The following is an 18,501-nucleotide window of genomic DNA, read 5'->3' on the forward strand; positions in this document are numbered from 1 at the left end:
CAACAACCAAATGCCGGCAGGCAGCAGCTCAAGCCAGCTTGGCCAGTAGCTTCATGAAAATGGCCGCTTCCTTGGCGGAAAGCGGCGCCAGCGTTTCCTGCGTTATCTCACGGGCAAGCGGAATCAGCCGCTCGATCGCGTCGCGCCCCTCGGCGGTCAGATTGACCAGCAGGCGCCGTTTGTCGACTTCGTGTTTGCTAAGTTCGACAAAGCCACGCGCTTTCAGCCGGTCGATGACGCCCTTCACGGTCGCCGCATCCATGGCGATCAGGCTGCCAAGCTGGTTCTGCGAGGTCTCGCCGACGTCGCGCAATTTGGCCAAAGCGGCAAATTGCGGCGGCGTCAGATCGGCGATGTGTGCGGCGAAGATCGAGACATGGCGCTGATGCGCCTTGCGCAGGATGAAGCCGACCTGCTCCTGCAAGCGATAGTCGTTTTCGTCAGGCTCCTCGGCCTCGACCAGCTTGAGCAGATTGTCCTCGGCGCTCACCGCAGCCCATCCCATGCCTTAATGTCCTTGGCCGCCAGCCCACCCATGCGGTCGTGCACGCGCGGGCCGCAGGTCATGGCGAGGCAAAACAGGATCTCGTCGGGACGGGGGCCATCGCTGATGCCGATTTCCATGGCATCGAAATGGCTGCGCACATAGGCGGCGTTGATGTGGCCGAGCGGCACATCGAGCCGCGCGCCGAAGCCGCCGACCTTCTTCGCCGAGGGCACGATCGCCTTGGCGTCGCCGAGCCGTTCGCGCATGGCATAGCCGCCCGGCACATGCCACAGCGCGCCATGCTCCAGCTCGCCCGCCATGCCGACGATGGCGCCCTTGCCGTAACCGTCGATCTGTTTGACGTCGCCGCCCAATGCGGCAACAAGCCTGTCGGAGAGCAGCAGCCCGAGCGGCTTCAAATCCTCCATGGCGCTCTGCAGTTCCTCGACGTAACGGCCGGCGAACGGGTTCTTGACCACAGCCATGGCCGCCGCGCGGCGCCGCGGCACCTTCGCCACCGGCCCGCCTTCGTGAAAAATCTCTTCGGTCAGCACGGTGATCTTGCGGATCGGAAACTCAGGCATGAGCAATTTCCCTCTCTAAAACCTTATTGGCGAGCGCCATCGGACCTGCGATGCGTGCCTGACCGCCGAGGAAAAGCGCCGCGGCGGCAATCAGGCCGCGCCGCCGAAACTCCTCGGCAACGGCAAATCCGCCTTCCAGCGCAATAGCGATTTCAGCGGCGGAAAGCAGCCCCACGCCCTGCGTCACCAAACGGTCGCCGAGGTCGCTGTCAGGTGCGAGATCGCGCGCCCGTACGCGCCTAACTGCCGGATGACCGGGCAGGTCGACGGCGTTGGCGATCAAGGTCGCGGCGGCATCGGCTTCAGCACCCGTTCGCGCCAGCACCGTGACCGCGTCGGCGATGCCCAGCGAAAAGGAGCGGCCGCGCCAGCCGCTTGTCGCCACACCGCGGATCCCGTCTTCGGGGCGGATCGTGAGACGATCTGCCAACCCATGACCTGTCCCGGCAATGGCAAGCGTCATCGACTGCCCGTGGCCGAGATAGATCGCGCTGTCGCCGCCATTGTTGACATAGGCGCGCTCGAGCCGGCGGCCGGCAAGCAGCGCGCCAAGCACTTCGTCGGCTACCGAGCCGGCGACGGCCGCCATCGGTGTGACGAATTGTTTCGCTAGCGGAACGACCGCCGCTTCCATGCGGCGCGCCGTCGGGCCAGCGAAAGCACGTGGCCGCGAAGCGGCCGGGCGCCGCAGTTCGGGCAACTCTTCGACCAGTTCGGGCAGGATTGTCTGGAAGCGCACCACTGCCTGGCGATATGCGGCGCTGCATTCACTCGCCTCGCCGAATGCCTCGGCGATCAGGTCGATCGGCCCATGATTGAGGTGAAGCCTCCGGCCGTCCTCGAGCCAATGCGCCTGCGGGCCGTTCATCGCCCGGCCCCGTTTGCGGCCGCGCGACGCAACTGCGCCAGCGGCGGCCAGGGATTGTCACGAGGTGCGGCCGTGCCGCGGCGCGGATTGAGATATTCGCCGCCCTTGGCCAGGATATCGTCGACGCTGCGGATTTCGCCTTCGTAGCCGCCAAGCCTGACATAATCGTCGCGGCGCATGGTGAACTCGATCGGCGCCACCAGCGCCGGGGTCGGCACATAGCCGAAGGCGCCTTCCGGCACGCGGGTGACGTCGACCATCAGCGTGATGCCGCCGCCCGGCCAGACATAGACCGGCGCGCCGCCGACCGTCACATAGGTCGTCAAGCCCTGCACCGAGCGGGTCAGATTGACCGGGTTCTCGGTGACACCGGCGCGCAGCGAGCCGCCGGCGCCGCCGACGAAAAGCACGGTGCAGAGCGCCGGCTCGCAATTGTCCTCAATCAGTTCGACCGACTTCCGCAGCCGCTCCGGGAACGGTTTCTGGACCGGCTTCAGTTCGTCGTCGAGCTCGTAATAGGCGAATTGCTCGCCGGTGGTCGAGACCATCAGCAGCGACATGCCGGGGCGCGCACCCTTTTTGGCGTTCCATTCACCAAGGATCGACAGCGGGTCGGAAATGCTGGTGCCGCCCCAGCCGAGGCCGGGCTCCGACACCTTGAAATAACGGCCCGGCGTCGAACGGCGGCCGATGATCTTGATGCCGGTATCCTGCCAGCCAAGCACCTTGCCGGCCTGATGCTCGGAGACGACGCCGGTGATGTGGTCATCGACCACCACCACCTCGTCGACAAGGCCGCGCCATTGGGTCGCGAACATGCCTATGGTAGCCGAACCGCAGCCGACGCGCATGCGCTGCTCGAGCTTACCGTCGATGACCGGCGGCTTGCCGGCTTCGACGATGACGGTGGCGCCGCCGTCGATGACGAGTTCAACCGGTTTGCGGTTGCACAGGGCGAGCATGGCGTCGCAGGTGGCGCGCCCTTCAGCCTTCGAGCCGCCGGTCAAATGATGTACGCCGCCCAGCGACAGCATCTGCGAGCCGTATTCGCCGGTCGTGACATGGCCGATCGCCTCGCCTTGGGCACGGACCGTCGCCGTTTCGGGGCCGATATGACGGTCGGTGTCGATCTTCACCTTGACGCCGCAATAGGAGAAGATGCCCTCGGTGACGACGGTGACCAGATCGACGCCCTCGACCTCCTGGCTGACGATGAAGGGCGCCGGCTTGTAATCGGGATAGGTGGTGCCGGCGCCGATGGCGGTGACGAAGCGGCGGCCGGTGTTGACCAGTTCGCCGTCCCATGCCTCGCCTTCTTCGGCAAAGGGTACGATTGCGGCGCCGGTCTCGGCCGCGTGGTCGAGGATGGTCAGTGGATCCATCCGCACGATCCTGCCGCCAACATTGCCGTAGCGGTCGCAGGCGCCGGTGCGGCCATCGGCGATGTAGCACATGACCGGACAGGCATCGCAGCGGATCTTCTCGGCCACCAGCTTCTCGCCGGGATCATGCGTCTCGAAGCGTTCGGCAAGCTCGCTCATCGGCGCGCCTCCTTGTCGAGGATGGCGGCGCGGATGCGGGTCGGCGTCGCCGGAATTTTGGTGACCAGCACACCGGTGGCGTGGCGGATGGCGTTGAGGATCGCCGGCGCCGTCGGGATCAGCACATGCTCGCCCAAACCCTTGGCGCCGAAGGGTCCTTCCGGATCCGGAACTTCTATCAGGATGGTCTCGATCGGTGGCACGTCGCCGATCGTCGGGATCAGATAATCGTGCAGGTTTTCGGTGCGGCCGGGGATGAATTCCTCCATCAGCGCCATGCCGATGCCCTGGGCGATGCCACCCTCGATCTGGCCCTCTGCCAGTAAAGGGTTGATGGCCTTGCCGACATCGTGAGCGGCGGTGATTTTTATAAGCTTCACGGTGCCGAGCCTGAGGTCGACCTCCAGTTCGGCGATCTGGGCGCCATAGCCATAGACGGCATAAGGCTTGCCCTGGCCCTTGGCATCGAGCGGCAGCGTCGGCGGGTCGTAGCTTTCCTCGGCGCGGAAGACAAAGCCTTCGGCGTCTACCTTCAGCGAGGAAAGATCGATGCGGCGCGTCGCTTCGCCTTCCCCGATGCTCAGACTTGTGCCGTCCAGCGCAATCGCCGCCTTTTCCGAGACATTGGCGAAACGCAAGATCTCATCGCGCAAGGCGCGGCCGGCCTTTTCGGCGGCCTTGCCGGTGACGAAGGTCTGGCGCGAGGCCGATGTCTTGCCGGCGTCGGGGGTGATCGCCGTGTCGGCGCCTTTCAGCCGCAGCTTTTCAAGCGGAAGACCCAACGCGTCGGCGCAGATCTGCGCGATGACAGTGTTCGAACCTTGCCCGATATCGACCGCCCCCTGATGCAGCACGACTTCGCCCGATGCCGAGATGCCGACCTTGATGGTCGACGGATTGGGCAGCGAGGTGTTGCCGCAGCCGTACCAGCAAGAGGCGACGCCGACGCCGCGTTTTTTTTCGCTGCTGCTACGGGCGTTGAACGCGTCGGCGTCAGTTAGGGCACGCCGCCAATGTGAGCGCAGGGCCTCGAGGCAGTCGGCGATGCCGACGCCCGACTCGAGCCGCTGGCCGGTGACTGTTTCGGATCCGTTCCGAAGGCAGTTCTTCAGGCGAAAGTCGAGCCGATCCATGCCGAGCTTGTCGGCTAGCTCGTCATAGAGGGTCTCCTGCATGATCGTCGCCTGCGGTACGCCGAAACCGCGAAAGGCGCCGGCAATCGGGCCGTTGGTGTGGATGGCGCGGCCTTCGGCGCGATAGTTCGGCGTGGCATAGGGGCCGGAGGCGTGCACCGGCACGCGGTTGGCGACCGTCGGCCCCCAGCTGGCATAGGCGCCGGTGTTGAAATCGCCGGCGAAGATCATGCCGGTGACACGGCCGTCGGCATCGGCGCCGATGCTCGCTCTCATCAGAGCCGGATGGCGCTTGGTGGTCGAGATCATCGATTCGGTGCGGCTGTAGGCGAGCGCCGCCGGCCGGCCGGTTTTCATGGCGACGAGGCCGATGAGCGGTTGCAGCGAGACGTCGAGCTTGGAGCCGAAGCCGCCGCCGGTGGCGGTCGGCACGATGCGCACCTGTTCCGGGGCAAGGCCGAGCACTTTTGCCGTGTCGTCACGGTCCATATAGGGCGCCTGCGTGCAGGCGACGACGACCAGCGTGTCGCCGTCCATGAAGGCATAGCCGGCTTCCGGTTCGATATAGGCGTGCTCGACATAGGAAGTGTGGATGGCGCCGGAAACGGCGAAAGCCGCACCGGCGAGCGCGGCTTCGGGGTCGCCACGCTCCACGAAGCCGGAGGTGAGCAGGTTCGAGGGCCGGTTTTCATGGACTAGTTGCGCACCGCCGGCCTGCGCTTCGCCAGTTTCCAGAAAATGCGGCAACTCGGTCCAACTGACAGGGAAATCGGCTAGGTCGAGATCGAGGATAGCCTCGCGTTCGCCGGCGACCAGCGCCACCGCCTCACCGCGAAAGCGCGAAACCCCTTCGGCCAGCGCCGGCTGGTCGGCGAAGGGCGCGATGACGCCGAAACAATTCTTTCCCGGAATGTCGGCGGCGGTGAAGACGCCGGCAATGCCAGGACGGGATTTCACCCAGCTGCCGAGATCGCCAAAAGTGAAAGCGGCATGATAATGCGGCGAGCGGACCACCAACACCGACAATGCGTCGGCCGGGAATGAATCACCGCCGAATTTTTCGCCGCCAGTGACTTTCGGAAGGCCATCGAGGCGGATCGGGGAGGAGCCGACGGCATGGCCAGAGGATGGCATGCGCTGATCGAGACCGTCGGCGTGGCGCCAAGCATCCATCACCGCGGCGACGATCTTGCGGTAGCCGGTACAGCGGCAGAGCACGCCGCCCAGTGCATCCTGCGTTTCGGCCTCGCTCGGGCAAGGCGTCCTGTCCAGGAGTGCCGTTGCCGCGACCAGCAGGCCGGGCGTGCAGGCGCCGCATTGCGCTGCGCCATGGCTGAGGAACGAAGCCTGCAGCGCCGACAACCGGCCATTGGCGAGGCCTTCGACGGTCGTCACCACGGTGCCGGAGGCGGAAGCCGCGGGCATCAGGCAGGCGCAGACCGGCTCGCCGTCGACCAGCACCGTGCAGGCGCCGCAATCGCCGGCATCGCAGCCGATCTTGGTGCCGGTCAGCCGCAGTTCGTCGCGCAGCACCGCGGACAGCCGCCGCACCGGCGGCACACAAACGCTGACGGCGGCGCCGTTGACTTCGAAGGCGATGTCGGCGCGCTCCATGCCCATCAGGCCGCCGCCCTTTCGTCGGGAACAGCGCCCATCGCACCAAGCACGGCGCGGGCGACGATCTCGCGCGCAGCGTCCAGCCGATATTCGGCGCTGCCGCGCACGTCGCCGATCGGCGACAACTCGTCCATCGGTGCGGATTGGATCGCAGTGGCCAGCGCGTGGCCGACGGGCCGGCCGCGTAGCGCCGCCTCGACACCCGCCAGGCGCCTGGCGACAACCGAGCAGGAACCGACGGCGACGGCCGCGTTCCTGACCATACCATCTTCGACGGCCAGGCGTGCGGCGGCCATGGCGATGGAGATGACGAGATAACGCCGCGCGCCGAGTTTCACGAAGGCGGAGCTGCCGGCGGTCGCGGGTTTGGGAATGCGGATTGCCGTGACCATTTCGCCGGGCTGCAGTGCGGTGCGACGGTTGCCGAGGATGAATTCTGCAAGGGGCAGATGCCGGGTCGCCACAGCGGAACGCAGTTCGACTTCGGCATCGAGCACCAGCAGCGCCGGCACGCCGTCGGCGGCCGGCGAGGCGTTGCAGAGATTGCCGGCAATCGAGGCAACGTTCTGGATCTGCACCGAGCCGACTTCCCGCGCCGCCTGCTTCAGCGCGTCGAAAGCCGCCGGCAGAGGATGGCGGACGAGATCGGTCCAGGTGGTGCGCGCGCCGACGAGCCAATGGTTTTCGGCTTCGGCAATGCCGCGCAATGCCACCAGGCCATTGATATCGAGGACATTGTCGCGGAAAGGCTTGCTGCCCTGTGCCGGATAGAAGTCGGTGCCGCCGGCGAGGATGCGCCATTGCCCTTCGCCCAGCAAAGCGAGGGCGTCGTCGACCGTGGTGGGTTTTGCGTAACGGATCACGCTTTGCCTTCCCAGAATGGGCTTCCCGAGAGGGGATCCTGCCGAAAGATTTTCCCGAGCATTCAAGGCAGGAAATTCATTCGTATGCAAATGATATCAAGCCGGCAGGAATTGTCAAAGCCAGAGTTTGCACGGCTGTTGGCACCGGTGCACCCGGAACGCATTTGTTATGCCATGAGAGGTTGACGCAGCCGGCCATCTGGTCAAGTTTCTGCGTCCGGTCGCGTTTTCATTGGAGCCTAAGCTCAAGACCAAGAAAATAAGGAGGCTCCATGGCCGACGAAGCGCTTGTCGTTATCGACCTGCAGAACGATTTCTGCCCGGGTGGCGCCCTTGAAGTGGCCGGTGGCGACGAAATCGTGCCGTTGGTCAATGACCTGATCCGGCGGACCGGGCACGTCCTGCTGACGCAGGACTGGCACCCTGCCGGCCATTCGAGCTTTGCCTCCAGCCACCCCGGCAAGCACCCGTTCGAAACGATCGACGTGCCTTATGGCCACCAGACGCTGTGGCCGGATCACTGCATCCAGGGCAGCCTGGGATCGGATTTCCATTCGGGCCTCGCCTGGAGCAAGGCCGAGTTGGTGATCCGCAAGGGGTTCCGTCCTGCGATCGACAGCTATTCCGCATTCTTCGAGAACGACCGGACGACGCCGACCGGCCTTGCCGGCTATCTCCGGGATCGGAACATCGAGATGCTGACCCTGGTCGGCCTGGCGACGGATTTCTGCGTCGCCTTTTCGGCGCTCGACGCGGTCAAGCTCGGTTTTGAGACGTCCGTGCGGCTCGACGCCTGCCGCGGCATCGATCTCAACGGCTCCGTGGAGAGGATGCTGGGCCGGATGCGCGATGCCGGCGTGACACTGATTTGAACGTCATCCAGCCGAACCTGACAGACTTTTGAGGGCTTCATGCGGTTTGCGGCGTTGACGGCAAGTGCTGCACTTATTGCAGCAATCTTTTCTCCGAATGCGGTTCTCGCGGCCGAAGCGCACGAATTGCCGGGCGCCGCCATGTCGCTTTGGTGGGTGCTGCCGTTTGCCGGGCTATTGCTTTGCATCGCGACCGGCCCGCTGCTGTTCCATCATGCTTGGGAGCACCATTACGGCAAGATCGCTGCCTTCTGGGCAGCGTTGGTGATCGGGCCGCTGGCCATCGCCTTCGGCATCCCGTCCGCCACGCAGGCGGTGCTGCATGCGCTGCTCACCGAATACATGTCGTTCATCATCCTGCTGTTTGCGCTGTTCACGATTTCGGGCGGTATCTTCGTTGCCGGCAACATACACGGCACGCCGCTGGTCAATGCCGGGCTGTTGCTGGGAGGGGCGCTGCTTGCCTCGATCATTGGCACAACCGGCGCCTCGATGATCCTGATCCGGCCGCTCATCCGCGCCAACGACAACCGGCGCTTCAACGCCCATGTCGTCATCTTTTTCATCTTCCTGGTGTCCAACATCGGCGGGTCGCTAACGCCGCTGGGCGATCCGCCGCTGTTCGTCGGCTTTCTGCGCGGCGTCGATTTCTTCTGGACGACAGTTCACCTGCTGCCCGAGACGCTGTTCGTCGCCGGCGTGGTGCTGGCTGTTTTCCTGGCGATCGACATCATCATGCATCGCCGGGAGGAAGGCGCGCCGAAGATCAAGGATCCGACGCCCGACAGCAAGGTGCGCATTCGCGGCCTGGCCAACATCCCGCTGCTGGCCGGCGTAATCGCCGCGATCCTGATTTCCGCTGCCTGGAAGCCGGGAGTGAGTTTCTCTTTTCAGGGCGTCAGCCTCGAGCTGCAGAATCTGGTGCGCGACGCCGCCATCCTGATACTGGCCTTCACTTCGCTTGTCGTCTCGCCGAAGGAGTTTCGCGGCGCAAACGCCTTCAGCTGGGGGCCGATTGCCGAGGTGGCGAAGCTGTTCGCCAGCATCTTCATCTGCATCGTGCCGGTTGTCGCCATATTGCGGGCCGGGCTCGACGGCGCGCTGGCGCCGTTGGTGCTGCTCGTCAGTTCGCCGACCGGCGCGCCGGACAACCTTGCCTATTTCTGGCTGACCGGAGCGCTGTCGTCCTTCCTCGACAATGCGCCGACCTATCTGGTGTTCTTCGAGCTGGCTGGCGGCGATGCGCAGCATCTGATGACCGAGCTCGCCTCGACGCTGGCGGCGATCTCGGCAGGCGCGGTGTTCATGGGCGCCAACACCTATGTCGGCAATGCGCCGAATTTCATGGTCTATGCCATTGCCAGGCATCGCGGCATCAAGATGCCGAGCTTCTTTGGCTATATGGCATGGTCGGGCGCGGTGCTGATCCCGACATTCCTGCTTGCCGGCTTGCTGTTCTTTGCCTGATCATCCGACGCCGACATAGCGGCGGACCGCGGAGGGATCGGAACGCAGTTCCTCGACATCGACCGTCTCGCGGTTGCGGCCGTTTTCGATGAAGCAAACGCGGTCTGCGACCGAGAGCACGGCATCGACGCGCTGCTCGACAAGAATTGTCGACACGCCAAGCGCACGCAGCTTCGACACCGTTTCGCGGATCTTGGCGATCATCGATGGCATCAGCCCTTCGGTCGGCTCGTCGAGCAGAAGCACCTGTGGTTCCAGGCACAGGGCGCGGGCCATGGCCAGCATCTGCTGCTCGCCGCCGGATAGCGTGCCGGAACGCTGCCTGAGGCGCTGGCGCAGCAGCGGGAAAAGATCGAGCACGTTTTCGCGCGTCGCCTTGCCCTTGTTGCGGGCCATCAGGCCGATCTCGATGTTTTCACCCACCGTCATCTCGGCGAACAGCCGCCGGCCCTGCGGCACGTAGGCGACGCCGGCCTTGGGCACCTCGTGCGCCGGCAAGCCGGTCAATTCCCGCCCTTCGAGCCTGATCGAGCCGGCGGCTGCCGGCACCAGGCCCATGATCGCCTTCAGCGTCGTCGTCTTGCCGGCGCCGTTGCGGCCGAACAGGCAAAGCACCTCGCCCTCGTTCAGAACCAGATCCAGCCCATAGAGCACCTGGACCTCGCCATAGAAGCAATCGAGCCCGGAAACGGTCAGTGCCTTGGACTGGACCTCAGTCATGGGTGGTCCCCAGATAAGCGTCCTGCACCGCGGCATTGGCGCGGATCTGCTCGGGCGTGCCTTCAGCCAAAATCCTGCCGGCGTTGAAGACGGTGATGCGGTCGGCGAGCCGCATGACCACCGGCATGTTGTGCTCGATCAAAAGCACGGTGGCGCTATCGGCGATCTCGCGCACCAGCTCGATGAAATTGTCGATCTCGCTGTCGGCCAGCCCTTGCGTCGGTTCGTCGAGGATCAGCAGCCGCGGCTTCAGTGCCAGTCCCATCGCCACTTCCAGCAACCGCTGGTGACCGTAGGACAATTGCCCGGCCGGCATTTGCGCGCGGTCGGCAAGGCCGGTACGCTCGAGCGCGGCCATGACGCCGGTGTGAACCGCGCCCTTCGAGCGGCCGTCGGTCAGCGTGCGCTGCACCGGCAGGGCAACATTGTCGTAGGCGCTGAGATTGGCAAAGACGCTGGTGATCTGGAACGTATAGGCGATGCCAAGGCGAACCCTGGCGTAGGCAGGCAGGCTGGTGATATCGGCGCCGTCAAAGATGATCGTGCCCGACGAGGACTGGATGCGGCCGCTGACCAGGCTGACGAAGGTGGTCTTGCCGGCGCCGTTAGGGCCGATGATGGCGCGAATCTCGCCCGGTATCAGCGCGAAGTCGACGCCGTCGACGGCACGCAAGCCCCCGAAACTGCGCGACAGGCCTTTGGTGGTGAGCAGCGGCATCATGGCAACCACCCGAGCCAGCGCTGGCGGATGCTGCCGAGAACGCCTCTCGGGAAGAACAGCACCAGCAGGATGAGCGCTATGCCGACGATCAGCAGATAGGCCGAGGTGTAGCCGCTGGCGATGTCGATGACATAATACATGAACAGCGTGCCGATCAGCGGACCGAGCGTGGTGGCGGCGCCGCCCAGCAGCACCCAGAGCAGCGGCAGGATGGAATATTGCACCGAAGCGAAGCTCGAGCCGACATAGCCGAACAGCAGCGCATAGGCCGCGCCGGAAGCCGCGCAGATGCTGCCTGAGATGACGACGGCGGCGAGCTTGTTGGAAAATGTATCGTAGCCAAGCATTTTGGTCCGCTCTTCGTTCTCGCGGATGGCGACCAGCACGCGACCGTAGCCGGAGCGGACTATCGCCAGGCTTATGAGCAGCACGATCGAGAACAGTGCCAGCGCGCTCATATAGCGCACGGTCGGGTTGGTGAGGTCGAGTGACGTGCTGCCCAGGACAAGGACACGCATCGGCTGCGGCACGACCATGCCCTGGTCGCCACCGGTCCAGGCAGCGAAATAGAGGATGACGAGATAGAATACCTGCGCGAACATCATAGTGACGATCATGAAGGCGACGCCGAAGGTGCGCAGCGCCAGCAGCCCGATCCCCAGCGCGAGAAGCGCGCCGCAGGCAAGCCCGGCTGCGAAGGCGGCCGGCACGCTCCAGCCGAGATGGATGACGGCAAGGCCGGCGCCATAGAGCCCGGCTGAAAAGAACATGGCATGGCCGAGGCTAAGCAGCCCGACATAGCCGAACAGCAGATTGTAGCCCATGGCGAAGACCGCCAGCACCATGATGCGGGCGAGCAGGCCGTGATGGTATTCCGGCAGGACGAAGCTAAGCCCGCAAAGCAGGGCGATGGCGCCGAGGTGCAGCGCATATGGCTTTGCCGGCGAAGCATCCTTCATCGCGATGTCGTCCCGAACAGGCCCTGCGGCCGGAACACCAGCACCATGGCGACGAGCAAGGTGGCGATGATCTTGGCCAGCGTCGGTGAGAAGAACACCGAGATGATGCCGTCGGAAAGGCCGATCAGCACCGCGGCGACGACCGTGCCGCGCAGCGAGCCGAGGCCGCCGATGATGACGACGATGAACGACAGCAACAGCGGGTCCTGCCCCATCAGATAGTGGGCCTGGCTGATCGGCACGATCAGCACCGCGGCGACAGCAGCCAGCATGGCGCCGAGCGCGAAAACACCGGCATAGACTCTGGTCACCGGGATGCCGAAGGCCTGCGCCGTCTCGCTGTCATATTGCGTGGCGCGCATGACGAGGCCGATTTTCGTGCGCGTCAGCACCAGCCAGGTCGCGACCAGCAGCAGCGCCGACGCGGCGATGATCGACAGCTTGTAGCCGGAATAACCGAACCACGGCAGGAGGATGCGGTAGCTGAACGGCGGCTCCACCGGCCGCGCCTCCGGGCCGTAGAAGGTCAGTGCCAATTGCTGGATGATGTAGAGCATGCCGATAGTGGCGACGATGGTGGCTTCCGGATTGTAGTTGAGCCGGCGCAGCACCAGCCGTTCGGCGAGCAGCGCGATCAGGCCGACGATCAGCGGCGCCAGCACCAGGGCGGCCAGGAAGCCGAGCGCCGGATGGCCGGATATCGCCGTTGAGATCGCCCAGGCAAGCACCGCGCCCAGCATGAAGAACTCGCCATGCGCGACATTGACGACGCGCATGACGCCGAACACCAGCGACAGGCCAAGCGCCGTCAGCGCCAGCACGGCGGAGGTGACGAGGCCTTCGAGAGCGGCGAGGAGCAGGTGAGGTCCGAAGTGCATCGGTTACACACCCATCGCAGGTGCGAGGCGCACCCCCCTCTGTCCTGCCGGACATCTCCCCCTCAAGGGGGGAGATTGGCAGTTCCCGCGAAGGCGGCCACCTACCGGCCTTTGCGATTGGCGAAAGCGCTGGTGACAGCCAATCTCCCCCCTTGAGGGGGAGATGTCCGGCAGGACAGAGGGGGGTGGGCCGAAGCGCACTGTGCTTAATGAAACCAAGCTCACAGCGTCTGCGTCGTGTAATCCCCCTCAGGCTCATAGAGGCCGTCCTCGATCTTGGTCTTGTGGACGACATTCAGCCGGCCGCCTTCGACCTTGGAGATGTTCTGGATACCAAAGCACTGGTGGATCTTGCCGTTGAAGGTTTTCGGTCCCTGCGGATGCTCGGGCCCCTCGGCGAACTCGGTCAACGCCTCGGTCGCCTCGACCAGCTTGGCGCGGTCTTCCGGGCCCTTGTAGCCGGCATCCTCCATCGCCTTCTTGACGACGTAGAGCGTTTCCCAGCAGCCGAACATGTGCGCGGCGGTGGAGACGTCCTTGGGGTCGCCGACGGCGGCACCATTGTCATCGATGCCGACGGCGGCGCGGTAGGCCTTCTGTGCGGGGGAATCATCGGGCTGCGCGTAGCGCGGCGAGCCTTCCCAGAAATGGCTACCGTCGAGGAATTCGAGGCCGGGGCTGTTGATGTCGGTGGCTTCGAGCGAATCGATGAAGCCGAACAATTGCGGCCGATTGGAGCCGTAGAACTCGCCGAGCTCCTTGACGAAGGTGAGCACCGCCGGGCCGACCATGACGTGGTAGATCACCTCGGTCTCCGCGGGGATCTGCGGGAAATATTTGGTGAAGGAGGATTCCGTCGGCGGAATCGCGATCTGCGCAATGACCTCGGCGCCTTGCGCCTTCAGCGCCGGCGGCAGGTAGTCGCGATGGTCATAGCCGAAAGCGAAATCGGGGAAGATCTGCGTCACCTTCTTGCCGGCATTGGCGGCAATCCACGGTGCCATCGACTGGATCTGGCTCTTCACATCGGTGATGCCGGGCTGGAAGACGTAGCGGTTCAACTTGGTCGAGGCGACGTGGTGGCCTTCGCTGACAACGAAATAGGGCATCTTGGCCTCGCCGGCGGCCGGCGCCGAGCCGATCACGACATGCGAAAACAGCGTACCGTAGACGATGTCGGTCTTGTGCTGGGAGGCGAACTTGCCGACGACTTCGGCGCCCCGGCCGGGATCGGTGCCGTCATCCTCGATGATCACCTCGACCGGTCGGCCGTTGATGCCGCCGGCATCGTTGATCGCCTTGACGGCAGCCGCCGTGGTCTTCTCGTACCAGCGGCCATAGGCGGCGCCGATGCCGGTGCGGTGCGACTGAAAACCGATCTTGATCGGCGCCGAGCTCTGCGCCTGGCTGTAACGCACGAAACCCGGCGCGACGGCAAGACCGGCGCCGGCGGCAAGGCCCTTCAGCGCCGTGCGGCGGGTGAGAGCGGATCTGGAGAGATCGAAAAACCCATTCTTGTCAGTCACGGCAGTTCCCCTTGTTTTTTGAGCTTTGACCAATGGCTGTAGCAGGCAGGCCACTCTTGTTAAGAGGGGCAAAAATTGCATGTGTACAAACTAAATCACCAAAGCTCTGACGTGGCAAGCGAGCTTTCCCCAAGGTTCGATTGACGGGCATCGCACACCTCGTTCATCCGGCGCTCGGCGTCGCAAGCAGCCATAGGCCGAGGACGGTGTAGGCGATCATCAGCACGGTGAGCGGGAACTGGCTGAGCGCGGCGCGAGCCGGAATGGCGTGCAGCCGCCAGGCCAAGCCATGGGCGACAAGCACAGCAAGCATGTGGCCGGCTATGATGACGCCGGCCTGGAGGTTCCACAGCCACCACGCCGAACCGGCACCGGCGACGACGCCGGCTTCAATTGACATGTCGGCGGTACCGAACAGGTTCCAGCCCAGCGCAAACGGGTCGGAGAGAGCGGCAATCGCATATTGGCCGTCGACCAGCAGCGCCGTCAGATAATGCGCGAAGTGGTAGGCGAGCGCGATCGGTACGATCGACCAGACCAAAAGCCCGGCGGCGTGATCGAGCGAATGCTTGCTGCCGGCAAGGTTCTGGCCAAGAAAGACGGCGAGCACGAACACGGCCGCAAGCACGGCAAAGCTCAGCACAAGGCCGAAACTGCCGATGCCGATCAAAGCGGTGCGTCCCGGAAATTCCAGCGGATTGATGCCGAACCAGCCTAGCCAGAAGAAGGTTTTCGACAGGCCGTCGAAGGACACAGACGACAGCGCAAGCAGCAGGAAAGCGACGCCGCTGAGCGGTAGCGGCGCGGCACCGAGCAGCTTGGCACCCTGCCAGCAGAGTTTGAGCCGGCCGTCCTCGTTGCGCTCGACGATGGCGAAGTGCGCTACCATGGAAAAGAACACCGTCAGGAACTCACCGCGCAGGCTCCAGTCACGGTATCCGAAGACCTGCATGGCGGCAAAGCTCAGCAGCCAATAGGCGCCGGCGGCCCAGGCCAGCCGCGCCGGATCGTCAGGCGCAGGGTCGATCAGCTCGAACCAGGCGAAGGCGAAGAACAGCACGAAAGCCGGCCAATAGCCGAGCCACTGGGGGAGCAGATACGGCTGCGATCTGCCGAACAGGTGCGAGACGACGCGGCACGGCGCGTACCACGGATTGGCCCACGACCAGAGATCGCCGGCGAGCCCCTGCAACAGAGCCAGGCCAACCCAGAGCAATGTCCATACGGTCAGCGGCAGCGGATTGGAGAGCGGATCGCGGCTGCCGAACAGGCCGGCGGCAATCAGAATTGCAAAGCCGGCAAAGGATACCAGGCTGACGGCAGTCCGCGCGCCGTCGCCGAAGGCGAAAAGCGGCAGGCGTTTGCGCCAGAAGCGGTCGAGGGAGTCCGGCGGCAGTAGCGCCAGGACAAGGAAGCTGGCGGCAACGGCGAGCGCGCCACCGACGACGTAGTAGCCGGTGGGGAGAAGCAGGACGTGGCCGCGGTCGGAGGCGTGGGCGAAGGCGGGCCTGGGCGACAGGAGAGCCAAGGAAATGACACGGCCGGGAAAGGGCCTGATTGCAGAAATGCAGCGCTCTACGGCGCCCCCCTCTGTCCTGCCGGACATCTCCCCCGCTTGGGGGGAGATCGGCGGTTCCGCCGTCGGCTCTCCTTCTGCAACTTCAGCGATTGGCGAAAGCAGCAATGAGGGCGCAATCTCCCCGCAAGTGGGGGAGATGTCCGGCAGGACAGAGGGGGGCGCGAAGGAACTCATACTATGCAAGAGTTCCCCCACCTCACACCTTGACCAACTGCTCCACGCGATCCTTCTGGCCGAAGATGCGCAAATAGCGCTCGATCTCTTTCTCGTCGCCTGTCGACTTGGCCGGATTGTCGGAAAGCTTGACCGCCGGCCTGCCGTTGGCTTCGGTGACCTTGCAGACCAGCGAGATGGCGTCTAGCCGGTTGGTCTCGGTCGGCGCGCAGCCCTCGAAATCGTTGGTCAGGTTGGTGCCCCAGCCGAAGGACATGCGCACCTTGCCGCGGAAGTGGCGGTAGGTTTCCTCGATGGTCTCGACCTCCAGCCCATCCGAGAAGATGAGCAGCTTCTGCTTGGGGTCCTTGCCCTTTTCGCGCCACCAGGAAATGATTTTCTCGCCGCCTTCGATCGGCGGCGCGCTGTCGGGGCGGAAGCCGGTCCAGTCGGCGACCCAGTCCGGTGCATCGCGCAGGAACGCCGCGGTGCCGAAGGTGTCCGGCAGTACGATCAGCAGGTTGCCGCCGTAGTAGCGCTGCCAATCCTGCAGCACGTTGTAGGGCGACTGTTTCAATTCCTTTTCCGAATTGGTGAGCGCGGCGAACACCATCGGCAGTTCATGCGCATTGGTGCCGAGCGCCTCGAGATCGTTGTCCATGGCGAGCAGCACGTTGGAGGTGCCAGTGAAGGCCTCGCCGATGCCCTCCTTCAACGCTTCGACGCACCAGCGCTGCCACAGGAAGGAATGACGGCGGCGGGTGCCGAAATCCGAGATGCGGATGCCGGGCAGCGCCTTCAGCCGCTCGGTCTTGGCCCACATCTTGGCCTTGGCGCGGGCATAGAGCACGTCGAGCGCGAACGGCCCGAACGCCCGCATGGCCGCGCGAGATCGAAGTTCATTGATGATTGCCAGCGCCGGGATCTCCCACAGCGTCGTGTACATCCACGGGCCGCTGAAAACGAGTTCGTATTGGCCGTCGCGCTTGGAAAGCTCGTATTCGGGCAGCCGGAACTTTTCCAGCCAGGCGAGGAATTCCGGTTCGAATATCTGCTTGCGGCCATAGAAGGTGTTGCCGCCGAGCCAGATCATCTCTTTCTTAGAGAAGCGCAAGGTGCGGGCATGGTCGAGCTGCTCGCGCAGCTCCGTCTCGTCGATCTCCTCGGCAAGGCGGACCGAGGTGGTGCGGTTGATCAGCGAGAAGGTGGCGTCGACCTTGGGATACATGCCCCAGATCATCTGCAGCATCAGAAGCTTGTAGAAATCGGTGTCGAGCAAGCTGCGGACGATCGGGTCGAGCTTCCAGGTGTGATTGTAGACGCGCCGCGCTATATCGGTCTTTGCCATCGCTCAATGCGCCTTCGCTGCTCGCTCTAGCTTTTGTCTAGCGCAATTCCGGACGGAAAACCGCTGCGCACTTTTCCTGGAATTGCTCCAAATGCCTCTTAGCATCGAATTTTTGAACGCGCCTCCCGCTTTGCGGGCTGGCCCGACAAAAAGAAGCCCCTGCGGCAAGCGGCGCCTACGGCAGTTTCGGCCTCAGGAAGCGGTCTTGGCGCCGACCACCTTGAGCGCCGGACGCTTGCGGCGAGTGCCGATGCGGCCCGCCACCGGCGCGTCGGCGCGGCGGTCGGCCTGCTCTTTCTCGGCAAACAGCCAGTCGATGAACAATTGCACGATCGGCGCCGACCGCATCTCGTTGCGGCAGACGACATAGAAATCGTCGACGGCCGGCACGGAAAGACTGAACGGGGCGACAAGCAGGCCCCTGGCGAGCAGTCCGCTTGCCGTCACCGTATCGCCGAGCGCCACGCCATGGCCGTGGACAGCGGCCTCGGTCGCCATGCGCGCGTCGCCAAGATGGTGGCGGCGGCCGCGCTCCAGGTCCAGCGCGTCAGCGGCGGCCAGCCAGGTATGCCATTCGCGGCCGTCGTCGCCATGCAGGAAGACGTGATCGGCGAGGTCGCGGACGGTGCGGATCGGGCGGTTGTTGATCAGCGTCGGGCTGACCACCGGGAACAGTTCGAGGCCCGACCATTTGCGCATCCAGCAGTCGGTCCAGCTGCCGTCACCATAGTGCACGCAGACATCGATATGCGGTGCGCGGACGTCCTTGGCATCATTGGATGGGATCAGCGTCAGCCTGATATCCGGATATTGCGAGGTGAAGCTGCCCAGCCGCGGGATCATCCACAGCAACAGTAGCGCCGGCACGCAGGATACAGAGAGAACGCCGGTGCTGGCCGGCCTCGTCATGCGCTGCGTGGCGGCGGCAATGCCGTCGAAGGCGGTCGACACCGCCGGCAGCAACTCGGCGCCGTGTGGCGTCAGCTTCACCCGCTGACCGGCACGCTCGAACAGCTTGACACCCAACGATTGCTCGAGCGCCTTGATCTGATGGCTGATGGCGCCGTGGGTGACGTTGAGCTCAGCCGCCGCCTTGCTCAGCGAGGCGTGGCGCGCCGTCGCCTCGAAGGCGCGCAGCGGGTTGAGCGGTGGCAAACGCTTGGCCATTTGGACCCTAGGCTCTGT

16 protein-coding genes are annotated in these 18,501 nt (G+C 64.5%); 2 read left to right on the top strand and 14 right to left on the bottom strand.

Annotation, left to right across the window (positions count from 1 at the left end; translation table 11 throughout):
• Positions 1-28: 28 nt before the first annotated feature.
• The 6 genes from NKI47_RS06800 to NKI47_RS06825 are packed head-to-tail and all read right to left on the bottom strand — an operon-like array spanning position 29 to position 7,093.
• Positions 29-490 carry a MarR family winged helix-turn-helix transcriptional regulator gene (locus NKI47_RS06800; RefSeq protein WP_023718174.1) on the bottom strand — a complete coding sequence of 154 codons (462 nt, stop codon included), beginning with the start codon at positions 488-490 and terminating at the stop codon, positions 29-31.
• On the bottom strand, positions 487-1,071 hold the full coding sequence (locus tag NKI47_RS06805) for an amino acid synthesis family protein (RefSeq protein WP_352588598.1): 585 nt from the start codon (positions 1,069-1,071) through the stop codon (positions 487-489). Before NKI47_RS06805 ends, NKI47_RS06800 begins: the two co-directional genes overlap by 4 nt.
• On the bottom strand, positions 1,064-1,939 hold the full coding sequence (locus tag NKI47_RS06810; RefSeq protein ID WP_352588601.1) for a UPF0280 family protein: 876 nt from the start codon (positions 1,937-1,939) through the stop codon (positions 1,064-1,066). The genes NKI47_RS06805 and NKI47_RS06810 overlap by 8 nt, the downstream gene beginning before the upstream one ends.
• Positions 1,936-3,480 carry a 6-hydroxynicotinate reductase gene (locus NKI47_RS06815; protein ID WP_352588604.1) on the bottom strand — a complete coding sequence of 515 codons (1,545 nt, stop codon included), beginning with the start codon at positions 3,478-3,480 and terminating at the stop codon, positions 1,936-1,938. Before NKI47_RS06815 ends, NKI47_RS06810 begins: the two co-directional genes overlap by 4 nt.
• Positions 3,477-6,233: a molybdopterin-dependent oxidoreductase gene (locus NKI47_RS06820; protein ID WP_352588607.1), complete on the bottom strand. Its 2,757-nt coding sequence runs from the start codon at positions 6,231-6,233 to the stop codon at positions 3,477-3,479. The genes NKI47_RS06815 and NKI47_RS06820 overlap by 4 nt, the downstream gene beginning before the upstream one ends.
• A complete protein-coding gene (locus NKI47_RS06825) occupies positions 6,233-7,093 on the bottom strand; it encodes an FAD binding domain-containing protein (RefSeq protein WP_352539932.1) in 861 nt (286 codons plus the stop codon). The genes NKI47_RS06820 and NKI47_RS06825 overlap by 1 nt, the downstream gene beginning before the upstream one ends.
• Positions 7,094-7,365: 272 nt before the next feature.
• Between NKI47_RS06825 and pncA the strand changes: the two genes are divergently transcribed.
• Complete coding sequence (gene pncA, locus NKI47_RS06830; RefSeq protein ID WP_352588610.1) at positions 7,366-7,965, top strand: bifunctional nicotinamidase/pyrazinamidase; 600 nt, start codon at positions 7,366-7,368, stop codon at positions 7,963-7,965.
• Between the two features lie 39 nt (positions 7,966-8,004).
• Positions 8,005-9,432, top strand: coding sequence for a sodium:proton antiporter (locus NKI47_RS06835; protein ID WP_352588613.1), 1,428 nt, complete (start codon positions 8,005-8,007; stop codon positions 9,430-9,432).
• On the opposite strand, the gene NKI47_RS06840 is transcribed toward NKI47_RS06835, so the two are convergent.
• The 8 genes from NKI47_RS06840 to gcvA all read right to left on the bottom strand — a co-directional run bounded on the left by NKI47_RS06840 (position 9,433) and on the right by gcvA (position 18,483).
• Entirely contained in the window at positions 9,433-10,152 is a 720-nt protein-coding gene (locus NKI47_RS06840; RefSeq protein ID WP_352588616.1) for an ABC transporter ATP-binding protein, read from the bottom strand.
• On the bottom strand, positions 10,145-10,873 hold the full coding sequence (locus NKI47_RS06845; protein ID WP_352588619.1) for an ABC transporter ATP-binding protein: 729 nt from the start codon (positions 10,871-10,873) through the stop codon (positions 10,145-10,147). The genes NKI47_RS06840 and NKI47_RS06845 overlap by 8 nt, the downstream gene beginning before the upstream one ends.
• Positions 10,870-11,832, bottom strand: a complete 963-nt coding sequence (locus tag NKI47_RS06850; protein ID WP_352588621.1) for a branched-chain amino acid ABC transporter permease — start codon at positions 11,830-11,832, stop codon at positions 10,870-10,872. The genes NKI47_RS06845 and NKI47_RS06850 overlap by 4 nt, the downstream gene beginning before the upstream one ends.
• Positions 11,829-12,710 carry a branched-chain amino acid ABC transporter permease gene (locus NKI47_RS06855; RefSeq protein ID WP_352455934.1) on the bottom strand — a complete coding sequence of 294 codons (882 nt, stop codon included), beginning with the start codon at positions 12,708-12,710 and terminating at the stop codon, positions 11,829-11,831. The genes NKI47_RS06850 and NKI47_RS06855 overlap by 4 nt, the downstream gene beginning before the upstream one ends.
• Before the next feature lie 221 nt (positions 12,711-12,931).
• Positions 12,932-14,236: an ABC transporter substrate-binding protein gene (locus tag NKI47_RS06860; RefSeq protein WP_352539928.1), complete on the bottom strand. Its 1,305-nt coding sequence runs from the start codon at positions 14,234-14,236 to the stop codon at positions 12,932-12,934.
• Between the two features lie 163 nt (positions 14,237-14,399).
• The gene (locus tag NKI47_RS06865) at positions 14,400-15,842 is read right to left on the bottom strand and encodes a hypothetical protein (protein ID WP_352588625.1); all 1,443 of its coding nucleotides are present in this window, start codon (positions 15,840-15,842) and stop codon (positions 14,400-14,402) included.
• A 169-nt stretch (positions 15,843-16,011) separates the two neighbouring features.
• Positions 16,012-17,316 carry a nicotinate phosphoribosyltransferase gene (gene pncB, locus NKI47_RS06870; protein ID WP_352588628.1) on the bottom strand — a complete coding sequence of 435 codons (1,305 nt, stop codon included), beginning with the start codon at positions 17,314-17,316 and terminating at the stop codon, positions 16,012-16,014.
• 192 nt (positions 17,317-17,508) lie between these two features.
• A complete protein-coding gene (gene gcvA, locus NKI47_RS06875) occupies positions 17,509-18,483 on the bottom strand; it encodes a transcriptional regulator GcvA (protein ID WP_352588631.1) in 975 nt (324 codons plus the stop codon).
• Positions 18,484-18,501: the final 18 nt, after the last annotated feature.

This window comes from Mesorhizobium sp. M0633 (assembly GCF_040320645.1).
Taxonomy (GTDB): Bacteria; Pseudomonadota; Alphaproteobacteria; order Rhizobiales; family Rhizobiaceae; genus Mesorhizobium.

Excerpts from the sequence above, each read along its gene's own strand:
- pncB (WP_352588628.1), bottom strand. The coding sequence starts at position 17,316 with ATGGCAAAGACCGATATAGCGCGGCGCGTCTACAATCACACCTGGAAG.
- NKI47_RS06820 (WP_352588607.1), bottom strand. The coding sequence starts at position 6,233 with ATGGGCATGGAGCGCGCCGACATCGCCTTCGAAGTCAACGGCGCCGCC.
- NKI47_RS06835 (WP_352588613.1), top strand. The coding sequence starts at position 8,005 with ATGCGGTTTGCGGCGTTGACGGCAAGTGCTGCACTTATTGCAGCAATC.
- NKI47_RS06840 (WP_352588616.1), bottom strand. The coding sequence starts at position 10,152 with ATGACTGAGGTCCAGTCCAAGGCACTGACCGTTTCCGGGCTCGATTGC.
- gcvA (WP_352588631.1), bottom strand. The coding sequence starts at position 18,483 with ATGGCCAAGCGTTTGCCACCGCTCAACCCGCTGCGCGCCTTCGAGGCG.
- NKI47_RS06815 (WP_352588604.1), bottom strand. The coding sequence starts at position 3,480 with ATGAGCGAGCTTGCCGAACGCTTCGAGACGCATGATCCCGGCGAGAAG.
- NKI47_RS06850 (WP_352588621.1), bottom strand. The coding sequence starts at position 11,832 with ATGAAGGATGCTTCGCCGGCAAAGCCATATGCGCTGCACCTCGGCGCC.
- NKI47_RS06805 (WP_352588598.1), bottom strand. The coding sequence starts at position 1,071 with ATGCCTGAGTTTCCGATCCGCAAGATCACCGTGCTGACCGAAGAGATT.
- NKI47_RS06810 (WP_352588601.1), bottom strand. The coding sequence starts at position 1,939 with ATGAACGGCCCGCAGGCGCATTGGCTCGAGGACGGCCGGAGGCTTCAC.
- NKI47_RS06855 (WP_352455934.1), bottom strand. The coding sequence starts at position 12,710 with ATGCACTTCGGACCTCACCTGCTCCTCGCCGCTCTCGAAGGCCTCGTC.
- NKI47_RS06845 (WP_352588619.1), bottom strand. The coding sequence starts at position 10,873 with ATGATGCCGCTGCTCACCACCAAAGGCCTGTCGCGCAGTTTCGGGGGC.
- NKI47_RS06865 (WP_352588625.1), bottom strand. The coding sequence starts at position 15,842 with ATGTCCGGCAGGACAGAGGGGGGCGCCGTAGAGCGCTGCATTTCTGCA.
- pncA (WP_352588610.1), top strand. The coding sequence starts at position 7,366 with ATGGCCGACGAAGCGCTTGTCGTTATCGACCTGCAGAACGATTTCTGC.